This window comes from Cellulosimicrobium sp. E-16, assembly GCF_049913115.1.
Taxonomy (GTDB): Bacteria; Actinomycetota; Actinomycetes; order Actinomycetales; family Cellulomonadaceae; genus Cellulosimicrobium.
The window spans coordinates 3,550,653-3,565,469 of record NZ_CP183974.1; the positions used below are offsets into that span (position 1 = coordinate 3,550,653).

The 14,817-nt window shown below is 74.8% G+C and carries 16 protein-coding genes, 1 tRNA gene and 1 riboswitch; of the genes, 5 read left to right on the top strand and 12 right to left on the bottom strand.

Going from position 1 to position 14,817, the window contains the following annotated elements:
- The first annotated feature begins 59 nt into the window (after nt 1–59).
- Nucleotides 60–698, top strand: coding sequence for a ClpP family protease (locus ACN9MS_RS15600; RefSeq protein ID WP_426309384.1), 639 nt, complete (start codon nt 60–62; stop codon nt 696–698).
- On the top strand, nt 698–1,303 hold the full coding sequence (locus ACN9MS_RS15605) for a ClpP family protease (RefSeq protein ID WP_087469679.1): 606 nt from the start codon (nt 698–700) through the stop codon (nt 1,301–1,303). Before ACN9MS_RS15600 ends, ACN9MS_RS15605 begins: the two co-directional genes overlap by 1 nt.
- 19 nt (nt 1,304–1,322) lie before the next feature.
- Here the strand turns inward: ACN9MS_RS15605 and ACN9MS_RS15610 are convergent, their stop codons facing one another.
- From ACN9MS_RS15610 to tenA, 3 genes are all read right to left on the bottom strand, one after another.
- A complete protein-coding gene (locus ACN9MS_RS15610) occupies nt 1,323–2,213 on the bottom strand; it encodes a DUF6882 domain-containing protein (RefSeq protein ID WP_426309385.1) in 891 nt (296 codons plus the stop codon).
- A gap of 99 nt (nt 2,214–2,312) precedes the next feature.
- The gene (locus ACN9MS_RS15615; protein ID WP_426309386.1) at nt 2,313–2,756 is read right to left on the bottom strand and encodes a helix-turn-helix domain-containing protein; all 444 of its coding nucleotides are present in this window, start codon (nt 2,754–2,756) and stop codon (nt 2,313–2,315) included.
- Nucleotides 2,757–2,921: 165 nt separating this feature from the next.
- Nucleotides 2,922–3,674: a thiaminase II gene (gene tenA, locus ACN9MS_RS15620; RefSeq protein WP_426309387.1), complete on the bottom strand. Its 753-nt coding sequence runs from the start codon at nt 3,672–3,674 to the stop codon at nt 2,922–2,924.
- Nucleotides 3,665–3,789: riboswitch (TPP riboswitch) on the bottom strand. It overlaps the preceding gene by 10 nt.
- An 89-nt stretch (nt 3,790–3,878) precedes the next feature.
- Here tenA and ACN9MS_RS15625 point away from each other — a divergent pair.
- The 3 genes from ACN9MS_RS15625 (at nt 3,879) to ACN9MS_RS15635 (ending at nt 5,969) form a co-directional block, all read left to right on the top strand.
- Complete coding sequence (locus tag ACN9MS_RS15625) at nt 3,879–4,805, top strand: VOC family protein (RefSeq protein ID WP_426309388.1); 927 nt, start codon at nt 3,879–3,881, stop codon at nt 4,803–4,805.
- Nucleotides 4,802–5,446: an alpha/beta hydrolase gene (locus ACN9MS_RS15630; protein ID WP_426309389.1), complete on the top strand. Its 645-nt coding sequence runs from the start codon at nt 4,802–4,804 to the stop codon at nt 5,444–5,446. The genes ACN9MS_RS15625 and ACN9MS_RS15630 overlap by 4 nt, the downstream gene beginning before the upstream one ends.
- Nucleotides 5,447–5,573: 127 nt before the next feature.
- The gene (locus tag ACN9MS_RS15635) at nt 5,574–5,969 is read left to right on the top strand and encodes a VOC family protein (protein WP_378234837.1); all 396 of its coding nucleotides are present in this window, start codon (nt 5,574–5,576) and stop codon (nt 5,967–5,969) included.
- A gap of 6 nt (nt 5,970–5,975) precedes the next feature.
- Here ACN9MS_RS15635 and ACN9MS_RS15640 read toward each other — a convergent pair.
- From ACN9MS_RS15640 to ACN9MS_RS15680, 9 genes are all read right to left on the bottom strand, one after another.
- Nucleotides 5,976–6,049 (bottom strand) — tRNA-Leu (locus tag ACN9MS_RS15640).
- Between the two features lie 141 nt (nt 6,050–6,190).
- On the bottom strand, nt 6,191–7,675 hold the full coding sequence (locus ACN9MS_RS15645; RefSeq protein ID WP_426309390.1) for an NAD(P)/FAD-dependent oxidoreductase: 1,485 nt from the start codon (nt 7,673–7,675) through the stop codon (nt 6,191–6,193).
- Between the two features lie 196 nt (nt 7,676–7,871).
- A complete protein-coding gene (locus ACN9MS_RS15650; protein ID WP_426309391.1) occupies nt 7,872–9,308 on the bottom strand; it encodes a hypothetical protein in 1,437 nt (478 codons plus the stop codon).
- Nucleotides 9,308–9,640, bottom strand: coding sequence for a PadR family transcriptional regulator (locus ACN9MS_RS15655; protein ID WP_389279392.1), 333 nt, complete (start codon nt 9,638–9,640; stop codon nt 9,308–9,310). Before ACN9MS_RS15655 ends, ACN9MS_RS15650 begins: the two co-directional genes overlap by 1 nt.
- Before the next feature lie 191 nt (nt 9,641–9,831).
- The gene (locus ACN9MS_RS15660) at nt 9,832–10,866 is read right to left on the bottom strand and encodes an exopolyphosphatase (protein WP_426309392.1); all 1,035 of its coding nucleotides are present in this window, start codon (nt 10,864–10,866) and stop codon (nt 9,832–9,834) included.
- Nucleotides 10,867–10,887: 21 nt separating this feature from the next.
- Nucleotides 10,888–11,415, bottom strand: coding sequence for a DUF501 domain-containing protein (locus ACN9MS_RS15665; protein ID WP_353708610.1), 528 nt, complete (start codon nt 11,413–11,415; stop codon nt 10,888–10,890).
- Nucleotides 11,416–11,456: 41 nt separating this feature from the next.
- Nucleotides 11,457–12,302: an FtsB family cell division protein gene (locus ACN9MS_RS15670; protein ID WP_426309393.1), complete on the bottom strand. Its 846-nt coding sequence runs from the start codon at nt 12,300–12,302 to the stop codon at nt 11,457–11,459.
- 240 nt (nt 12,303–12,542) lie between these two features.
- Complete coding sequence (eno, locus tag ACN9MS_RS15675) at nt 12,543–13,829, bottom strand: phosphopyruvate hydratase (protein ID WP_426309394.1); 1,287 nt, start codon at nt 13,827–13,829, stop codon at nt 12,543–12,545.
- Nucleotides 13,830–14,034: 205 nt separating this feature from the next.
- Nucleotides 14,035–14,802: a MazG family protein gene (locus ACN9MS_RS15680; protein WP_426309395.1), complete on the bottom strand. Its 768-nt coding sequence runs from the start codon at nt 14,800–14,802 to the stop codon at nt 14,035–14,037.
- Between the last annotated feature and the right edge of the window lie 15 nt (nt 14,803–14,817).

Below are 14,817 nucleotides of genomic sequence, written 5' to 3' on the forward strand. Positions count from 1 at the left end.
GAATGTGCCGACGGCAGATCACCCGCCCGCCCGGGCCGCCCCGGGGCCACGGTGGTGCCATGACCACGCACACGTCACGCACCCCGCACGCGGAGGCCGTCGCCCCGGCGGCGTCGTCCTTCGACGACCAGCTCACGACGCGCCTGCTCCACCAGCGCATCGTCGTCCTCGGCACGGCCGTGGACGACGCCGTCGCGAACCGCCTGTCCGCGCAGCTCCTCCTGCTCTCGGCGGAGGACCCGCGCGCGGACGTCGCGCTGTACATCAACTCCCCCGGCGGCTCGGTGAGCGCCGGGCTGGCCATCTACGACACGATGCGGCTCATCCCCAACGACGTCTCGACCGTCGCGATGGGCTTTGCCGCGAGCATGGGGCAGTTCCTGCTGTGCGCGGGCACGCCGGGCAAGCGGTTCGCCCTCCCGCACGCGCGGATCATGATGCACCAGCCCTCAGCGGGGATCGGCGGCACCGCGGTCGACATCGCGATCCAGGCCGAGAACCTCGTCTACACCAAGGGCCTCATGCACCGGCTGACCGCCGAGAGCACCGGGCAGAGCGTCGAGACCATCGCGGGCGACTCCGACCGGGACCGCTGGTTCACGGCGCAGCAGGCGCTCGAGTACGGCATGGTCGACCGGATCGTCGAGTCCGTCGACGACGTCCGTCCCGCCCGTGCGGCCCGGAAGGTGGGCCTGTGATGGCGAGCTACACGATCCCGACCGTCGTCGAGAAGACCCCGCTCGGGGAGCGCGCGTTCGACGTCTTCTCCCGCCTGCTCTCGGAGCGCATCGTCTTCCTCGGCACGGAGATCGACGACGGCGTCGCGAACGTCGTCATGGCCCAGCTCCTCCACCTGGAGTCCGACGCCCCGGACCAGGAGATCGGCCTGTACATCAACTCCCCCGGCGGCTCCGCGACCGCGCTCATGGCGATCTACGACACGATGCAGTTCGTCCGCTGCGACGTGTCGACCATCTGCATGGGCCAGGCAGCGTCGGCCGCGGCGGTGCTGCTCGCGGCGGGGACGCCGGGCAAGCGGTTCGTGCTCGAGCACTCGCGCGTGCTGCTGCACCAGCCCTCGGGCGGGGGTGAGGGCACCATCTCCGACCTGTCGATCCAGGCCGAGGAGATCCTGCGGATCCGGTCCGAGACGGAGGAGGTGCTGTCCCGCCACACGGGACAGACCGTCGAGCGCCTGCGCGCGGACACCGACCGCGACCTCGTGCTCACGGCGCGCCAGGCCGTCGAGTACGGCGTCGCGGACGCCGTCGTCACCTCGCGCAAGCTCGCCGCGGCCGCCTGACCCGGGGCGCGCGCTGGCCCTACCCGCGTCGTCGGAACCACGACCGACGACGCGGCTCCGGCGCGGGCTCCGCCGGGCCCGGCTCCGTCGCAGACGTAGCCTCCGCCGGTCCCGGCACGTCGAGGGCCACCGGGTCGACGGCGGTGTCCGCGTCGGGCGCGCCGGCGTCTGTCGGGCTCGACGCGGGATCGTCGACCGGCTCGCTCGCGCGGCGCGCGGTCGCCTCGATGCCGCCGATCCGCCCGTGCTCGTCGAACCGGACGATCACGCTCCCGTCGGGCAGGGTGAGCGCCAGCGCGCCGTCGTCGTCCGTCGTCTCGAGGCCACGTGCGGCCGCGTAGGACGCGACCGCGCGGCGGTGGTCGACGACCGTGACGGACAGCAGACCCTCGCTCAGCACCCGCACGACGCGCAGCACGCTCGGCGCGGGCAGCGTGAGGCCGTCGCCGTCGAGGAGGAACCACGCGCGCGTCCCGCCGCCGACGGGCGCGCTGTAGTGGGTCCAGGAGCCGGTGACGGCCTTGGCCGCGAGCGCGAGGCGGTACGGGAGGTCGTCGGTGAGCGGCAGCTCCGCCTCGGTCGCCTCGCGCAGGCCGGTCTCGCGGGTCTTCTCGGCGGCGCGCAGCACGTCGTCGGGGAAGCCGTTGACGTTGTTCCACGCCCACATCCAGCTCCCGGGGCCGGGCGCGGCCGTGCCGAGGAACTGGAGCCGGCACGTCGTCGTCTCACCGCCCGCCGCGGTGAAGGTGAACGTGCCCTCCGCCATCTCGGCGCCCCACGCGTCGTCACCGTGGTGGTCGGCGAGGTGGAGCTGGTGCTCGTGCGAGAGGAACGCGGCGTCGTCGACGAGCTCCTGGAGGGCCGGGGCGGTATGCTCTGCCGTGCCGTGCGCGGTCTGCGGCTCCGTCATCCCTCGACGGTAGCCGCGCGCCTCCCGCCGCACCGGGGCACGACACGCGGTGCTGACCACGTACCCGTCGGGTGCGTCTCGACCCCGGGGTCACGCGGCTCAGGCCGCGAGGAGCAGGACGTCGGCGGCGCGCGCCGTCGGGTGCGCCGCGAGCGTCGTGGTCGCGATCGTGGTCCGCGCGACCGGGAGGTCGCGTACGGGCTCCCCGGCGGGGGCGGGGTGGCGCGGCGCGGAGAGCGCGCCGCGCTCCCGCACGGACGAGAGCACGCGCACCGGGGCGACGGGGCGCAGCTCCTCCCCCGTGCGGGCCACGAGGTCCACGAGGCGCAGGCCGAGGGCGCCGCAGACGGCGGCCAGCACCTCGGACGACGCCTCCTTGCGGCCGCGCTCCACCTCGGACAGGTAGGCGGTGGAGACGCGCGCGGAGGCCGCGACGTCGACGAGGGTGCGACCCTGCGCGAGCCGCGCCCGCCGGAGGATCCCGCCGATGACGTGGCGCAGGAGCGGCTCCGGCCGGCCGCCCTCCCGGGAACGGGGGCTCACCGTCGGTCTGCTCGGCACTGCGATCGGCGCCGGGCCCGGCGCCGCGCTCGTCGCGTCCATGCGGTCACGCTACCCGCGCTCCCGCCCGGGTGCCGAGGCACCCGGGCGGGGATCTGCTGCTGGCGTAAGGCCCGACGTCGGGCGCTCACCGGTCCGGGAGGGGCGTCACCACCGCTCGAGCGACCACGCCATCTGCCAGAACCGGATCTCGTGCCGGCAGCTCAGCTCGAACGCACGCTCCATGCGCGCGCGCTCCGCCTCGCCCGCGTCGGCGGCGAGCGCGTCGAGGCGTGCCCGGAGGTCGTCCAGGACGCCCTCGGTGCGCTCGGCGGCGTAGAACTCCCACCAGCCCGCGAGCGGGTGGTCGCCCCCGATCGCGCCGGGCGCCGTCGCCCGCTCGGCGAGCCAGAACCGCCGCGCCGACCAGATGTAGGTCCACGGGCACGGCAGGAGCGCGGCGAGCAGCACGCCGAGCGAGTCGCGGCCCGCGGCGAGCATGTGGTCGACGTAGGCCTGCGCGCTCGGGGCGAGGCGGCGCGTCTGCGCCTCCTCGTACGTCACGCCGAGGAAGTCGCACATCGCGTGGTGGGCGTGCGCCTCGTCGTCGATCAGGAACCCGGCCTTCTCGTGGAAGTAGGCGGCCCACGACCGGTCGGGCGCGAGCGCCATGCCGAGCCCGTAGCAGCGCAGGTAGGCCGTGAGGTACTGGTGGTCCTGGCCGACGTAGTGCCGCACCGCGGCCGGCTCGACCGACCCGTCGCGCAGCCCGGCGAGGAACGGGTGGTCGTAGAACTCGTCGAAGAGGTGCGCGTACCGGCGGGCGAGGTCGACCGTGAAGCCGGTCTCCCCCCTCCGGACGAGCGCGGTCGGGTCGTCCGTGCGGACGGGGTTCACAGTGATGGCAGCAGGCGTCGTCATGCCCACGTTCCTCCGCTCGTGCTAGCGAGATCAGGTTCGACGGGTCCGGGCGGCCGTACCGCTCGTCTCAGTCCCTCGGCCCGGCTGCCCGGGCGGGACGCCCCGCGTGGTTCGTCGCGACCCTAGCAAGGAAGGACCCACCGCGTCGGGAGCATCCGTCGCGGTGTGGGAATATAGTTGTAGCGACAACAAGTTGGAGCAGACATGACCACGAGCACCCCGGGCGCGCCGACCGACCGCCTCCTGTCCCCGTCCACGAGCATGGACGCCGTCACGCTGCGCGTCGGCGACCTCGAGCAGATGACGTCCTACTACACGGGCGCGTTCGCGCTCGCGCCCCTCGAGGAGCGCTCGCGCGGCACCGAGGTGCACCGCGTGCTCGGCCGCGGCACGACGCCCATGCTGCGCCTCGTGCACACGCCCGGGCTGCCCGCCGTCGACCGGCGCCAGGCCGGCCTGTTCCACACCGCGTTCCTGTTCGACGACGCCGCGAGCCTCGCCGCGACCGTCTACCGCGCCGCGCAGGACCGCCGGGGGTCGTTCGTCGGGTCGAGCGACCACCTCGTCAGCGAGGCGTTCTACTTCACCGACCCCGAGGGCAACGGCGTCGAGCTGTACACGGACCGCCCGCGCGAGACGTGGGTGCGCGAGCGCGGGCAGATCGTCATGGCGACCGAGTTCCTGGACCCGAACGCCTACCTGCGCGCGAACCTCTCCCAGGACGCCGTCGACGCGGGGCCCTCGCTCGCCGGGCGCGTCGGGCACGTCCACCTCCAGGTCGGCGACATCGCGACCGCGCGCGACTTCTACGTCGACGCCGTCGGGTTCGAGGCCACCGTCACCGAGTACAGCGGCGCCCTGTTCGCGTCCGCGGGCGGGTACCACCACCACGTCGCGATGAACGTCTGGAACAGCGCGGGCGCCGGCCCGCGCGCCGCGAGCCTCGGGCTCGGCGACGTCGCGATCACCGTGCCCGGCCGCGAGGACCTCGACGCGCTCGTCGCCCGCCTGCGCGCCCGCGGGCTGCAGCACGCCGACGACGGTCGCTCCGTCGTCGTGCACGACCCGTGGGGCACGCGCGTGACGCTGGCCGTCCCCGGCACGACGACCGACGAGCTGCTCGCGCGATGAGCGCACCGGCCACCCTCGTCGCGGTCCGGTCCGACACGGAGCCGACGAGCCCGCACGCGGGGGGCGCCGTCGTCGTCCTGCTGCACGGGTTCGGCTCGCACGAGCACGACCTCGCCGGCCTCGGCCCGCACCTCGGTGCGCCCTGGGTCTCGCTGCGCGCCCCGCTCGCCCTCCCCCACGGCGGGTTCGCCTGGTTCCCGATCGCCACGCCCGGCGACCCCGACCCGGAGCCCGTGGCGCGCGCCACCGAGGCGGTCTGGGACTGGGTCGACGCCGAGCTGGGCCCCGAGCGGCAGGTCGTCCCCGTCGGGTTCTCCCAGGGCGGGCTCATGGCCACGCAGCTCCTGCGGACCCGCCCCGAGCGTGTCGCGGCGACCGTGCTCCTCGGCGGGTTCGTCCAGGCCGCGGAGCAGCCCGCCGACGCCGCGCTCGCCGCCTCCCGACCGCCCGTCTTCTGGGGCCGCGGCGCCGACGACCGCGTCATCGCGCCGCACGCGATCGACCGCACGGCCGCGTGGCTGCCGGGCCGCTCGACGCTCGTCGAGCGCGTGTATCCGGGCCTCGCGCACGGCGTCGACGCGCGCGAGCTCGCCGACGTCCGGGCCTTCCTCGACGACTCCGTGGGCCACGCACCGGACTGAGACCGGTCCGCGCGGCCCGGACGGCGGCGCTGAGGCGGCGCTGAGCGCGCGCGCCCCGGGGCGCGCGCTCGGCGTCGGGCGCGCACGATGGGAGCACCCCTGCCCAGCGCACCGAGGAGCCAGGCCGATGTTTCGCAGCCTCTTCCCGATCCTCACCGTCGCCGACCTCGACCGGTCGCTCGGCTTCTACCGCGACCTGCTGCGCGGGACGGTCGAGTACGCGTTCCCCGCGGACGGCCCGCCGGTGTACGTCAGCGTGCGCGTGGGCGGGTCGCCGCTCGGCCTGGGCCAGGGCGACCCACCCCCCGCGGACACCCGGGTCGTCCTGTGGGTGTACGTCGACGACTGCGACCGGGCTGTCGAGCACCTCGCGGCGGCGGGCGTCCCGGTGCTCGAGCCGCCGACGGACCAGCCGTGGGGCGAGCGCGTCGCGCGCGTGCAGGACCCGGACGGCACGGTCGTGATCCTGGGCCAGGAGGCCGCGCCACCGCCCGAGCCCGAGGGCCCGACCGGGCTCTCGTGACCTGGGTGCCCCCACCGGGACTCGAACCCGGAACACGCCGGGTTTAAGCCGGCTGCCTCTGCCAGTTGGGCCATGGGGGCGCGGCCCGAATCTACCGCGCCCCGAGCGCCGATCCGGCCGGGACCCGGCCGCGGAGTCGCGGGACGCGACGAGGGGCGAGCCGCGCGCGGCTCGCCCCTCGTCGTCGGGCCCGGTCTGGGGTCGCCGACCCCGGACGCCGGTCAGGAGGCCTTGGCCGGAACCTTCTCGTCGGCGTCGGCAGAGACGCCCGCCTCGGCCGCGGCGGCGGAGCCCTGCGCGGTCTGCTTGACCGGCTCGCCGTCCTTCTTGGGCGGCACCGACGCGGCGCGGAACTCCGCGCGCGGGTCGTGCAGGGAGCCGAGCGACACGAGCTCGCGGCCCAGGAGGAACTGCCCGATCCAGCCGATGAAGATGCGGATCTTGCGGTTGCCCGTAGGCATCGCCATGACGTGGTAGCTGCGGTGCATGAGCCACGCGAGCACGCCGCGCAGCTTGAACACGCCGAACAGCTCCGCGACGCCCTTGTACAGACCGAGGGACGCGACCGTACCGACGCTCTTGTGGCGGTACTCGACCGGCTTCTCGCTGTGCAGCTCGAGCGCGAGGTTGTCCGCGAGGCGCGTGGCCTCGCGGATCGCGTGCTGCGCGTTCGGCGGGCAGAACTTGCCTGGGTTGAGCACGTCCGGGACGGCGGCGCAGTCGCCCGCGGCCCACGCGTTCGGGACGACGTTGCCGTCGGCGTCCGCGACCTGGAGCGTCGGGAGCACCGTGACGCGGCCCATCTTGTCCACGGGGAGGTCCGAGGCCTCCTTGATGACCGGGTTCGCCTTGACGCCCGCGGTCCACACGATCGTGTCGGAGTCGAACTCCACGCCCGTCGACGTGACGACGTGCCCGTCGACGCACGACGACAGGAACGTGTTGAGGTGGAACTCGATCCCGCGCTTCTTCAGCTCCTCGAGCGCGTAGCCCGCCATGGGCTCGCTGAGCTCCGGCAGGATGCGCCCAGCGCCCTCGATCATGACGAAGCGGAGGTCCTTCTCCTCGATCGTCGCGTAGTTGCGGGTCGCGTAGCGCGCCATGTCCTCGATCTCGGCGATCGCCTCGACGCCCGCGAACCCGCCGCCCACGAACGTGAACGTGAGCATGCGGCGGCGCAGGGCCTCGTCCCACGTGGACGACGCGACGTCCATGCGGTTGAGCACGTGGTTGCGGACCGCGATGGCCTCCTCCACGTTCTTGAAGCCGATCGCGTTCTCCGCGAGCCCCGGGATGGGCAGCGTGCGCGACACCGAGCCGAGGCCGACGATCAGGTGGTCGTACGTGACCGAGTAGTCGTCGCCCTCCTCCGGGTGGATCGTCACCTGGCGCTTGGCGTGGTCGATCGAGACGACCTTGCCCTGGAGCACGTCGACGCCCTTGAGGGCGCGGCGGTGCGGCGCGACGACGTCGCGACCGTCGATCGAGCCCGCGGCCGCTTCGGGGAGGAAGGGCGCGTACGTCATGTACGGGCGCGGGTCGACGACGACGATCGCCGCCTCGCGGCGACCGAGCTTCTTGCGCAGTCGGCGCGCGGCGTACAGACCCACGGAGCCGCCGCCGAGGACGACGACGCGGGGCACCTTGCGGGGCCGCGGCGAAGCGGTCTGGGCACGGCTGACCGAGGTCAGGTCATTCTGAGGCATGGTTCCAGAGTATTACCGGTTGCGGCACAGGCGAGCCGGAGCGTCCGCCAGACGGGCGTGACGCGCCCCACGCTCGGCGTCTCGACGGGGCAGACGCGACATTCCACGCGACGCCGCGGTCGCCGAACCCGGGATCGCTCCTCACGACGCCCCCCGCTGAGGAGCGATCCCGGGTTCGGCATCGGTCAGCCGATCGTCAGCCGATCGCACCCAGGACGGGGGTCGGGCCCGTCGGCTGCGTGCCGCCCGCGGGCGGGGTCGGTGCGGGCTCGGGGGCCGTGCCCTCGGCCGGGTCCGTCTCGTCGCCCGACGGCGCGGGGCCGCCCTGGTCGCCCGCGTCACCCGTGCCCGGCTCCTCCGTGCCCGACGCGGCCTCGCCCGGGCCCACGCTCGACGGCACGGCGGTGGGCGCCTTGAGGAACGGCCACGGCATCTCGTGCGTGCGCGTCCCCGTCGCCGGGACGGGACGCCCGTCTCCGTCGGCGTACTCGACGTCCTCCTCCGAGACCGCGCGCAGGGGGTAGACGTTCCAGCGCTCGCGACCGTCCGTCGAGAGCGTCGGCTGGAAGTACCACGACCCCTCGACGTCCGGGACGGCCCAGGCCCCGTACGCGCCCTCCTCCGTCACCGTACGCACCGGTCGACCGCGGTCGTCGAAGACCTGGACGTCGCGCACCGGGTCGCCCGCCGCGTCGTACACGAACAGGTTGGACACCTGCATCCCGTCGACCCACACGCCGTCGCCCCCGGGCCCCCCGCCGTCGTAGGCGACCTGGTTCACCCCGACGCGCCCGTCGGCCACGCCCTGCTGGTAGCCGCTCTCCCAGCCCGAGACGGAGGAGGACGCCCCGGCCGCCGCCGCGTGCAGGACGAGCGGTGCCGCGACGACCGCCGCCGCGACGGACAGCGGGCGCACGACCTTCGGCAGCCACGTCGTGGGCAGCCACCGCCCCCTCCCCCACTGCACGCTCACCACGACGGCCGCGAGCACGACGACCCGCGCCGAGAGGTCCGGCGGCAGCATGGTGATCTCGTACCCGCCGAACATCCAGAGGAGCAGGGTCGCCGCGACCCAGCCGCGCAGGATCCACCAGGCGGGCGTCAGGGTGCGCAGGAACTCCATGACGGAGGCCCACTGGGGCGTCGACGTCACGGGTCGCCACAGGGAGCGCCACCCGGACGAGAGGATCCCGCCGAGCACGAGCAGCCGCCCGCGCAGCCCGATGCGAGGGCGGCGCGCACCGCCCGGCGCGGCGGCGGGCGGGAGTCCCGCCGCGGCGCGCAGCTCGGCGGCGTACTCCGCGGGCGGGCCGAAGAGCGCGACGAGGTCGAGGCCGGTGTCGTCGGGGCTCACGGCGAGGGGCGCGCCCGGGCCGGCGTCCGCGACCGCGGACCCGGCGGGGTGGCCGTCGGGCACGGGAGCCGGGGCCGCGCGTCGCGGCAGCGCGCCCGGCGCGTCGACGACCGCCTCGGCGAGGTTGGCCTCGAGCCCGTCGGTGAGCTCCTCGACCTGCTCCGGGCGCAGGTCGGCGAGGTGCGCGCGCACCTGCTGCGCGTACGCGTGGACGTGCCCGTAGAAGGCCAGGCCCACGGGTGCCCCGGCGGGCTGCTGCGCGGACGTCGTCGTGCTCATCAGGCTGCCACCTCTCCGGTCCGCAGCAGCGCGGACACGGTGCCCGCGAACGTCTGCCACTCCTTGCGGTGCAGGTCGAGCATCGCCCGGCCCTGCGCGTTGATCCCGTAGTACTTGCGGTGCGGCCCGGCGTCGGACGGCACGACGTACGTCGTCAGCGCCCCGTTCGCGTACAGGCGCCGCAGCGTCCCGTACACCGACGCGTCCCCGACGTCGTCGAGCCCCGCGGCGCGCAGGCGTCGCACGACGTCGTACCCGTACCCGTCCTCGGCCTCGACCGCCGCGAGGACCGCGGCGTCGAGCACCCCCTTGAGCAGCTGCGTGGTGTCCATCCGACCCTCCGTCGGGCATTCCCGGCACTCGTCCCACCGTCCGTGGCGGGCTCACGCGATGCACACTACCGCGCGATGCGCGGTACTACGCACGGCGACACGCCGCCCGTGTGTCCCCGGAGACGCCGAACCCGGGGTCGCTCCCCACCCCAGGCTTCGGGTGGGGAGAGACCCCGGGTTCGGCGGTCGGGTCAGGCGATCGACCAGGCGATCCCGTCGAGGATGTCGTGCTCGCTCGTGACGACCTCGGTGAGCGACCCGCCCGCGGCGGCGACGTCGTCGCGCACGCGGCGCACGACCTCCGACCACACGAGCGCGCCCGCACCGATGACGTCCACGCGGCCCGGGTGCATGAAGCCCAGCGCGGTGCGCTCGGCGCGCGAGCGGTGGAGCAGGTCGTCGCACGCCGCGAGGACCGCGTCGACGGGCAGGACTGCACCGTTGATCCGCTCCCTGTCGTACCGCGCGAGGCCCAGCGCGTGGGCCGTCACCGTCGTGACGGACCCGGCGAGGCCCACGAGCGTCGCGGCCTCCCCCAGCGGGACGACGGCGGTGGCCTCGTCGAGCGCGGCGCGCACGTCCGCGCGGGCCGCGGCCTCCTCGTCGGCGGTCGGGGGGTCGGAGCGCAGGTGCCGCTCGGTGAGGCGCACGCAGCCGACGTCCATGGAGAACGCGGCGTCGGGGGTCGCCGTGCCGAGCACGAGCTCGGTCGAGCCGCCGCCGAGGTCCACGACCGCGTACGGGCCCGGACGCAGCGCGGCGACCGTCGACGTCGCCCCGCGGAACGACAGCGCCGCCTCCTCCTCGCCCGAGACGACCTCGGGCTCCACGCCCAGCGCCGCCAGGACGCCCTCGACGAACTCGGCGCGGTTCTCCGCGTCCCGCGTCGCCGAGGTCGCGACGAAGCGCGTGCGCGTCGCGCCGAGCTCCGCGATCACGTCGGCGTACCGGCGCGCGGCATCGAGCGTGCGCGCGAGCGCCTCCGGCGCGAGGCGGCCCGTGCGGTCGACGCCCTGGCCCAGCCGGACGACCTCCATGCGGCGGTCGAGGTCGACGAGCGTGCCCGAGACCGGGTCGACGTCGGCGACGAGCAGGCGGATCGAGTTGGTCCCGCAGTCGATCGCCGCGACGCGCGCGGCGCCGGGCGGGACGGGGACGGGCGAGAACCCCGGCGCGGCGAGCGCGCCCGGGTCACGGGTGAGCGGAGAGGTGGAGCCTGAGGTCATGCGACCAAGCGTGCCACGGCGTCAGCAGGTGCAGCGGTCCGGGCGCCAGACGTCGCGCACGCGCTCGAGCGCCTCGTCCCCCAGCGGGTTCACGCCGGGACCGGCGGCCAGGGCGTGCCCGACGAGGACGTGCAGGCACTTGACGCGCGTGGGCATGCCCCCGGCCGAGATCCCGTCGATCTCCTCGACGTGGCCGAGCGCCTCGCGCTGCGCGAGGTAGTGCTCGTGCGCGCGCCGGTAGGCGGCGGCGAGCTCCTCGTCCTCGGTGAGGCGCTGCGACATCTCCTTCATGACGCCGTTCGCCTCGAGCGTCGACGCGGCCGCGACCGCGCCGGGGTGCGTGAGGTAGAAGGTCGTCGGGAACGGCGTGCCGTTCTCGAGCCGCGGCGCCGTGCGGACCACGAGCGGGCGCCCGCACGCGCACCGTGCGGCGATGCCGACGACCCCGCGCGGGGTGCGACCGAGCTGCTCCGCGAGGGTCTCGAGGTCGCGCTCGGTGACGACGGCGTCCGGGTCGTCGGCGGGGATGGCCAGGCGGGCGTCGGGCACGGGTCTTCCTTCGGGTCGGTCGGGCGCGTCGGGACGACGCGTCACCCATTCTCCCCGCTCGACGGCGCGGAGCCGTCGCCGGTCGGTTCCCCGCCCGCGGGCGGGTCCTCCTCGCCGACCCCGTCGTCGGCCGTCCCGGCCCCCTCGCCCGTGCCCGACGACACCGGCTGCTCGCCCGCGACCTGCACCGACGCCCAGATCGCCTCGTACCAGGGCGTGCCGTCCTCGTAACCCTGGACGGGTCCGTCGGTGATCGTCCGGCCGGTCTGCGGGTCGATGTCGTCGACCACCGTCTCCGGGTCGAGCACGCGCCACGGCCGCTCGCCCGGCATGACGAAGTTGAGGCGGTCCCGCGCCTCGCGCTCGACGTACGCCTGGTCGTCCCAGCGGTCCAGCTCGGACTGGAGGTCGTCGCGCCGGGTCTCCGCCTGCGCGAGGTCGTTGCGCAGCTCGCGCAGCTCCCCCGTCTGGTTCACGTACGCCCGCAGGGTGGGCAGCAGCAGCACCACGGCGAGCAGCACGACGACGGACAGCACCAGGGTGCGGACCGTCACCACCTCGGGCAGCAGGAAGCCGTACCGGCTCCGACGCCGGTCCTCCGGCGCGGGGCCCGCGGCGCGACGCGACGGTGCCGGCCGCTGCGCGCGCGTCGCGGGGCGACGTGCGCCCGACGACGCGGCGGCCTTCGTGGAGCTCTTGCCGGCCGTCGGCCGCGCGCGCGACGCGCCCGGGGACGCAGCGGGCTTGGACGTCGACGAGCGGGACGACGCTCCGGACGCCGTCGAGCCCGACCGGGGCGCCGGCTTCGACCCGGACGACCCGCGCGCGGGCCCGGTCCCCGGTCGCGCGGGGGCACCGGGGCGCGGGGGGCGGCGCGAGGACGGCATGCCCCGATTGTGCTGCCGTGGCGGCCCCGGCCCGGGGAGCACGCGCGGTGCGTCCGCGAACGTGAGCCGATCGACACGACATCTTCACCCGCGGCAGTGACCTGCGACGGCGTCCCGCGTCCGCGGCGCGCCCCGGTCCCGGACGCGCCGGAGCCCGGCGGGCCGACGAGCGGCCCACCGGGCTCCGGGTGCCGGGGTCGCCCCGGCGAGGTGCTGCGTGACCGGACGGTCAGCCGCAGATCAGCCCTGCACCGTCCAGCGCGGGAACGCGCCGCGGCCGGCGTAGCGCGCGGCGTCGTCCAGCGCCTCCTCGATGCGCAGGAGCTGGTTGTACTTGTTGATGCGCTCGCCGCGGGCGGGGGCACCGGTCTTGATCTGGCCGGCGTTCGTCGCGACGGACAGGTCGGCGATCGTCGTGTCCTCGGTCTCGCCCGAGCGGTGCGACACCATCGCGGTGAAGCCGTTGCGCTGCGCGAGCTCGACGGCGTCGAGCGTCTCGGTGAGCGTGCCGATCTGGTTGAGCTTGACCAGGAGCGAGTTCGCCGCCTTGAGCTCGATGCCCTTGGCGAGGCGCTCCGGGTTGGTGACGAACAGGTCGTCGCCGACGATCTGCACCTTGTCGCCCACCTCGGCCACGAGCTGCGACCAGGCGCCCCACTCGTCCTCGGACAGCGGGTCCTCGATGGAGACCAGCGGGTAGTCGCGCACGAGCTGCTCGTAGTACGCGATGATGTCGTCCGAGCTCGTCGCCTTGCCCTCGAACTGGTAGGCGCCGTCCTTGAAGAACTCGGTCGCGGCGACGTCGAGCGCCAGGCCCACGTCCTTGCCGGGGACGAACCCGGCCTGCTCGATCGCGACGAGGATCAGGTCGAGCGCGTCGCGGTTGCTCGGCAGGTTCGGCGCGAAGCCGCCCTCGTCGCCGAGGCCCGTCGCGAGGCCCTTGCCCTTGAGCACGGACTTCAGGGAGTGGTAGACCTCGGCGCCGGTGCGCAGCGCCTCGCGGAACGAGGACGCGCCGATCGGGGCGACCATGAACTCCTGGATGTCGACGTTCGAGTCCGCGTGCGACCCGCCGTTGAGGATGTTCATCATCGGCACGGGCAGGACGTGCGCGTTCGGGCCGCCGACGTAGCGGTACAGGTCGAGGCCCGCGCTCTTCGCGGCGGCCTTCGCGACGGCGAGCGAGACGCCGAGGATCGCGTTCGCGCCGAGCTTGCCCTTGTTCGGGGTGCCGTCCAGGTCGATGAGGGCGGCGTCGATGAGGCGCTGGTCCTCGGCCTCGAAGCCGATGAGCTCCGGGGCGATGTCGTCGATCACGGAGTTGACCGCGCCCTCGACGCCCTTGCCCAGGTAGCGGGACTTGTCGCCGTCACGACGCTCGACGGCCTCGAACGCACCGGTCGACGCGCCCGACGGCACTCCGGCGCGGGCGAACGTCCCGTCGTCCAGGACGACCTCGACCTCGACGGTCGGGTTTCCGCGGGAGTCGAGGATCTCGCGCGCTCCAACGGCTTCGATGCTGGCCACAGGTGCTCCTTCGGGGCAGGGCTGCGGGCGCTTCGAATGGGGTGGCCGACCCGGGCAGGGAAACCCGGGACGCCGCGTGCGCGCCCGCGACGGTGGTGGGTTTACGACCACAGCCTAGTGCCCGGATGTGACCTGCGCCGCTGCGTCCGGTCCGTGGGCCACGGGCCGGGGACCTGCGCGCCGACGATCGGGACGAACGTCCCGGTCAGGCCGGTCCCTCCGCGCGCTGCGTCTCCGCCGCGACGATCCGGTCCTCGACGCGCCGCAGCTCGCCGCGCAGCGCCGCCTCGGCGTCCAGCCCGTCCACCTCGGCGCGCGCCACGAGGGCGAGGAGCTCGCGACCCAGCCGCTCGTCCGCCGTCGTGCTCGCACCACCCGCGGCGACCTCGCCGGGGGTGCCGGCCGACGGTGCCGCGAGCGCCGCACCGACCGTGTCGCCGAGGCCCCCGCGCCCGGCCCGGGAGAGCACCTTCTGCGCGCGGGCGAGCGCGCCCTGGGTGTGCGAGATGCCCTCGAGCACGGACGAGCGCTGCTTCTCGGCCTTCTTGATCGCGTCCCACTGCTGGTGCAGGTCGGTGACGTCGGCGTCGGCGAACACGTGGGGGTGGCGTCGCACGAGCTTCGCGGCGAGGTCGGCCGCGACGTCGTCGACCGTGAACGGGTCCGGCTCCTCGCTCGCGATGCGCGCGTGGAAGAGGACCTGGAGCAGCAGGTCGCCGAGCTCCTCGCGCATCCCCGCGCGGTCGCCGGTCTCGATGGCGTCGGCCAGCTCGTGCGCCTCCTCGAGCAGGTACCGCACGAGCGACTCGTGCGTCTGCTCGCGGTCCCAGGGGCACCCGCCCGGGGAGTAGAGCCGGTCCATGACGGCGACGACGTCGCGCAGCGCGTCGGTCGCCGGGTCGTGCACGGAACCCGGGGCGTGCGCGGGCTCCTGCTCGGGCTGCGGGGCGGCCGAGGCCTCGGGGGCGATCACCGGTTCATCGTAGGT